This is a genomic window from Pseudomonas sp. K5002 (assembly GCF_013386655.1).
Lineage (GTDB): Bacteria > Pseudomonadota > Gammaproteobacteria > Pseudomonadales > Pseudomonadaceae > Aquipseudomonas.
This window is the reverse complement of the sequence record NZ_JACARK010001209.1, coordinates 1-4,303: the sequence shown is the minus strand read 5'-3', so window position 1 is coordinate 4,303 and position 4,303 is coordinate 1. Positions and strand designations below refer to the sequence as shown.

Annotated in this window: 6 protein-coding genes and 1 riboswitch; of the genes, 3 read left to right on the top strand and 3 right to left on the bottom strand. The window is 61.9% G+C overall.

Going from position 1 to position 4,303, the window contains the following annotated elements; all coding sequences use genetic code 11:
- On the top strand, positions 1 to 189 hold a 189-nt coding region (locus HX846_RS34985; protein ID WP_178967231.1), incomplete at its 5' end, for a hypothetical protein.
- 123 nt (positions 190 to 312) lie between these two features.
- Positions 313 to 480, top strand: coding sequence for a hypothetical protein (locus HX846_RS34980; protein WP_177022064.1), 168 nt, complete (start codon positions 313 to 315; stop codon positions 478 to 480).
- 1 nt (position 481) lies between these two features.
- Here HX846_RS34980 and HX846_RS34975 read toward each other — a convergent pair whose 3' ends face one another.
- The 3 genes from HX846_RS34975 to HX846_RS34965 are packed head-to-tail and all read right to left on the bottom strand — an operon-like array spanning position 482 to position 3,677.
- A complete protein-coding gene (locus HX846_RS34975) occupies positions 482 to 1,402 on the bottom strand; it encodes an ABC transporter substrate-binding protein (protein ID WP_178967230.1) in 921 nt (306 codons plus the stop codon).
- Positions 1,399 to 1,731, bottom strand: coding sequence for a ferredoxin (locus HX846_RS34970; RefSeq protein ID WP_008432571.1), 333 nt, complete (start codon positions 1,729 to 1,731; stop codon positions 1,399 to 1,401). The genes HX846_RS34975 and HX846_RS34970 overlap by 4 nt, the downstream gene beginning before the upstream one ends.
- Before the next feature lie 11 nt (positions 1,732 to 1,742).
- Complete coding sequence (locus HX846_RS34965) at positions 1,743 to 3,677, bottom strand: TonB-dependent siderophore receptor (RefSeq protein ID WP_178967229.1); 1,935 nt, start codon at positions 3,675 to 3,677, stop codon at positions 1,743 to 1,745.
- A 93-nt stretch (positions 3,678 to 3,770) separates the two neighbouring features.
- A riboswitch (cobalamin riboswitch) is annotated at positions 3,771 to 3,978 on the bottom strand.
- A 101-nt stretch (positions 3,979 to 4,079) separates the two neighbouring features.
- Here HX846_RS34965 and HX846_RS34960 point away from each other — a divergent pair.
- The coding region (locus HX846_RS34960) for a LexA family protein (RefSeq protein WP_372242053.1) at positions 4,080 to 4,303 on the top strand (224 nt) is incomplete at its 3' end.

The following is a 4,303-nucleotide window of genomic DNA, read 5'->3' as shown; positions in this document are numbered from 1 at the left end:
CGGGCGTCGATTGTCACGGTGGAAGTGTTGAGCTTTGGCAGCGAGCCAGTGGAGCGCAAGCCGGAGGACGGGCAGAAGACCTCGGGCTACAACCCCGACAGCCCGGTGCAGGTGCTCGGCGCCGGACCGTTGAGTGACCAGGCGCGGGCGCGGTTGACGGATGAGGAGCGCCAGCAGATCAGCTTGTAGTTTTAGAAAAGGACCTCTCGTTGTATTTGGGGCGATCATTGATCGCCCCTTTTTTTCGTCTTGGGGTCCCGGCTTTCCCCGGTGGATGGTGGCGCGGTCGAGCCGGTAGTCACTGAAGCCGGGATGAGTGATATCTCGGCCACCAAGTGCGAGCTCTATCACCCTGATCTGTCAGGCCAGGAGCTGGAGGAGATCAAAAGTACGATGCGCTCAGCATTGGAAACCTACAGCGTTTCACAACTTTGGTCGGTGGCATGGACTGAGGAAATTGGTCAGGCGCTTCGCTCGTGAATTATTCAGCAAGTTTTTTGAATTGCCTCGCCAACTCCAACACGACTCGGCCGCTATTCGCAGTGGGCACCAAATGGGTAAACGGAATATCGATCATCCGGTTCTCCCGCACCGCCCGCAAACGCGACAGCACCGGGTCGGTGGTCAGCAACTGACGTTTGCGGCTGGCCGGTGACCACAGCGCATCCGCCAGCAAAATTACATCCGGATCACTCATCAGCAGGGTTTCGCTGCTCACGGTGACGCGGTATTGGTTGATCCCGGCGAATAAATTGCGCGCACCAGCAGCCGCCACCAACGTGGTGACGAACCCACGCCGGCCTTCGCTGTCCAGCCCGTTGACCTCACTGTCCAGGTAGAACACCGACAGCGGTTTACCTTCGCCCGCCAGTGCCTGGGCACTGGCCAGGTCGGCGTCCATGGCATCGCTCAACGCCCGCGCCCGTTGCTGTTTGTGCACCAGGGCGCCGAGGGTAAACAGGTCGTTGCGAATATGCCCGAAGTAATCCAGCGAGTGCCCGTCGCACGCCGACTCCAGCAAGTACGACCCAACCCCGTTGCCTGCCAACCCTGTGCGGGAGGTGACACCAGTGCCAAAGGCAGTGGCGAATCCACCGACCACCAGATCCGGTTTCTGCGCATAGAGCACTTCGCTGGACGGGTACTTGGGCGCAATCACCGGCACGCCGAAATACTCGCCGTGTCGGTGGGCCACACCGTTGTCATCCAGATACGCCACGCCCACCAAGGCCGGGCCGACATCCAGCGCCAACAGCAGGTCTGCGGCATGCTGGTTGAGGGCCACGATGCGCGAAGGCGGTGAGTGGGCGGCGGTCCAATCCTGGTTGCAGTTGCGAAAGCTGTCGGCCAATACCGATGGCGCGCAGAGCAGGGCGCCCAGCAGCAGCAACGAGGCCTTCATGGGCGCTCCTTGATCAGCAGATCCTCGACGACTTCGCCGCCCACCAGATGCACTTCCACCAGCCGTTGCACATCGTCTTTGTTGTGCACGCCGTACCAGCAAGTGTCCGGGTACACCGTCACGATCGGCCCCAGGTTGCACGGGAACTGGCAGTGGGTGCGGGTCAACAGTACGCCGCCAGGCTTTTCGATGCAGTCGTGTTGCAGCAGGTGGCGGCGCAGGGTTTTCCACAGTTGCAGCGCGCCACGCTGGGTGCAGCGCGGGCCGGTGCACAGGAACACGTGACGGGCGTGGTCAGGCACGTGGGACCAGTCCGGATGAGTTTCCACGGGCGTACTCATCAGAAGCGATACGTGTAGCGTACTTCGGAGGTGAACGGCCGCCCGAGGTTGTCGACGTTGCTGGCGCGGCTGGTGACGTAGTCGCGGTCGAACAGGTTCTCTACCAGCAGGCTCACGCGGTGTTGGTGGGCGTTGTCGAGGTAGCGATAGGCGTCGGCATCCACCACGGTGTAGTTACCGTACTCGACCTTTTTCGAGCTGACGATATCGCCGATGTAACGCACGGCGGTACCGACGCCCCACAGGCGGTCCGCCGATTCATAGCCGACCCGCGAGCGGGCGAAGAAGCCCGGGATATCGTTGATGGTGACACCCGCACGGGACTCGGTGAGGTTGCGGGTCATGTCGGCCTGCACGCTCCATTGTTCATTGAGCTGCAGCTTGGCGTCGGCCTCGAAACCACGCATCTGGATCTGCCCCTGGCCGTTGACCCACTGGATATCGTCCAGGGTGATCAGGTCGGTGATCTTGCGTTTGAACAGCGTGACGCTGGCGCTGAAGTCCCGGGCCAGCAGGCTGCCCCTGTAGTCGACGCCCAGTTCGGCGTTGCGGCTCTTCTCCGGCTTGAGGTTGCGGTTGCCTTTCTCATCGTCTTCGTTGACGAACAGTTGCTCGGCATTCGGCAGTTTGTAGGCGGTGCCGTATTGGCCGCGCAGGGCCCAGTTGTCGTTGAGGTCGTAGAGCGAAGTGAGCATGCCGACAGTGGCGCTGTCGCCGCCGCTCATGGCTTCGTGGCGTACGCCGATGCTCGGGTGCCAGTTCGGCAGGGCTTCGATATTCGGGCGCAGTTGGGTGTACAGCGCGTGGGCCTGGGCCTTGTTGTCGTCGATGATCAATACATCGTCCTGGCCCTTGAACCACTGGTTATCGGACCCGAATACCAGCACATGCTCGCCGGGCAACACGGCCTTGCCTTCGGCCTGCACGCCCCAGTCGGTGAAGCCCCAGTAGTCGTTGTGGTTGATGGCCCGGGTGCCGCCGCCTTCGATATTGTTGATGCGGGTATAGCGCGTGTCCCAATCGTTGATATGGCCTTTGACGAAGTAGCTCAGGCGCTCGTTGAGGGTTTGCTCGAAGGTGGCCGTGGCGATCTGTTGCACGCGGTCGTTGGTGGTCTTGTGGTTGTCCACCGGGCGGGCGAAATCGAGGTTGGCGTCGGCGTACTGGTAAAACAGCTCAAGGCGCGTGTCATCGCCAAACGACTGGATCGCCTTGGTGCCGAAGGTGGTGACTTCGTAGGAGCGTTTCTTGTCGCTGACGTTTTTCATGTCGCGGTTGCGAAACGGCTGGTAGCCCTCGGAGACGTTGCGGCTGACGTAGGCCAGCAAGCCAAGATCGCCGAAACCGTTGTTGAAGATCTTCTCGACCCGGGCATCGCCGGTGGTGCCGCCGAAGGTGTCTGCGCCCAGGTTCACCTCGCCGGACGCCTCGCGGGTTTGCGGGCTGCGGGTAACGATGTTGATCACCCCCGACACCGCCTGGGTGCCGAACAGCAGGCTCTGGCCCCCCTTGAGCACTTCGATGCGCTCGATGGCGTTGGCGGGCAGGGTGTCCAGGTACAGGCCGCCGTACAAGCGGTTGTTCAGGCGCACGCCGTCCAGCAGGATCAGCGTGTCGTCGTTGCGCCCACCCAGCAGGGAATAGGTGCCGTAGTCGAACGGGCCGTTCTTGGGGGCCACGTACAGGCCGGGGATGAACATCTGCATCACGCGCGACACATCGGCGGCGGGGCCGGCGCGTTCGATCTGTTCGCGGGTGACGATCTCGACCTTGCTGCCGTACTGGGCCATGTCGGCCACGGTAGTGGATTCCACCGACGGTGCGGAAATGATCTGCTGCTTGAGCTCAAGGGGAGGGTCGTCGGCCAGCAGCAGGGGGCTGAACAGGCAGCCGAGCAACAGGCTGGGCACGGACGTATTGTAAGGTCGAATCATAGTCTTCTCGGAAAAGTATCTTTCGCGAAAAGCACGCACGAGTAGGCACCGAGCACACGCCAATACCGGCCCATGCCCGCCCACCGCAGGATTTTGCCAAACAGAATTCCAGGCCGGTCTCCGGGCTCACACGTATGGACACCTTCACCTTCCCATGGCGCGCAGGCCACAGTGGTGTGTCGAAGGGGTCACGCGTCTACCGTTGCGGGGGCAGCACCGGACTGGCTCGAAAAGAGCGGCACCGGTTTCCCGTTTCACCCCATGCACGGCGGCATGAGGCACCTGAAACAGGCCGGCATCTGAACATTCGAAAGACCGTTCGTCAACTTGGCGGGGACTTTTCCGGTGGCTGCATGGGAAGCGACTGACGGATATTGCCAGAAAATTCCCACAGGAGTACAAATGTACTCCATGAAGAATCTAACGCCCCGCCGTACCGCCATCCTGACCTTTATCCGCGACCGTATCGCGCAGCAAGGCCAGTCCCCCAGCCTCGCCGAGATCGCCGAGGCGTTCGGCTTTGCCTCCCGCAGCGTGGCGCGCAAGCATGTGCTGGCGCTGACCGAGGGCGGCTTTATCGAGGTCAACCCGAACCAGGCTCGCGGCATCCGCCTGCTCAATCAACC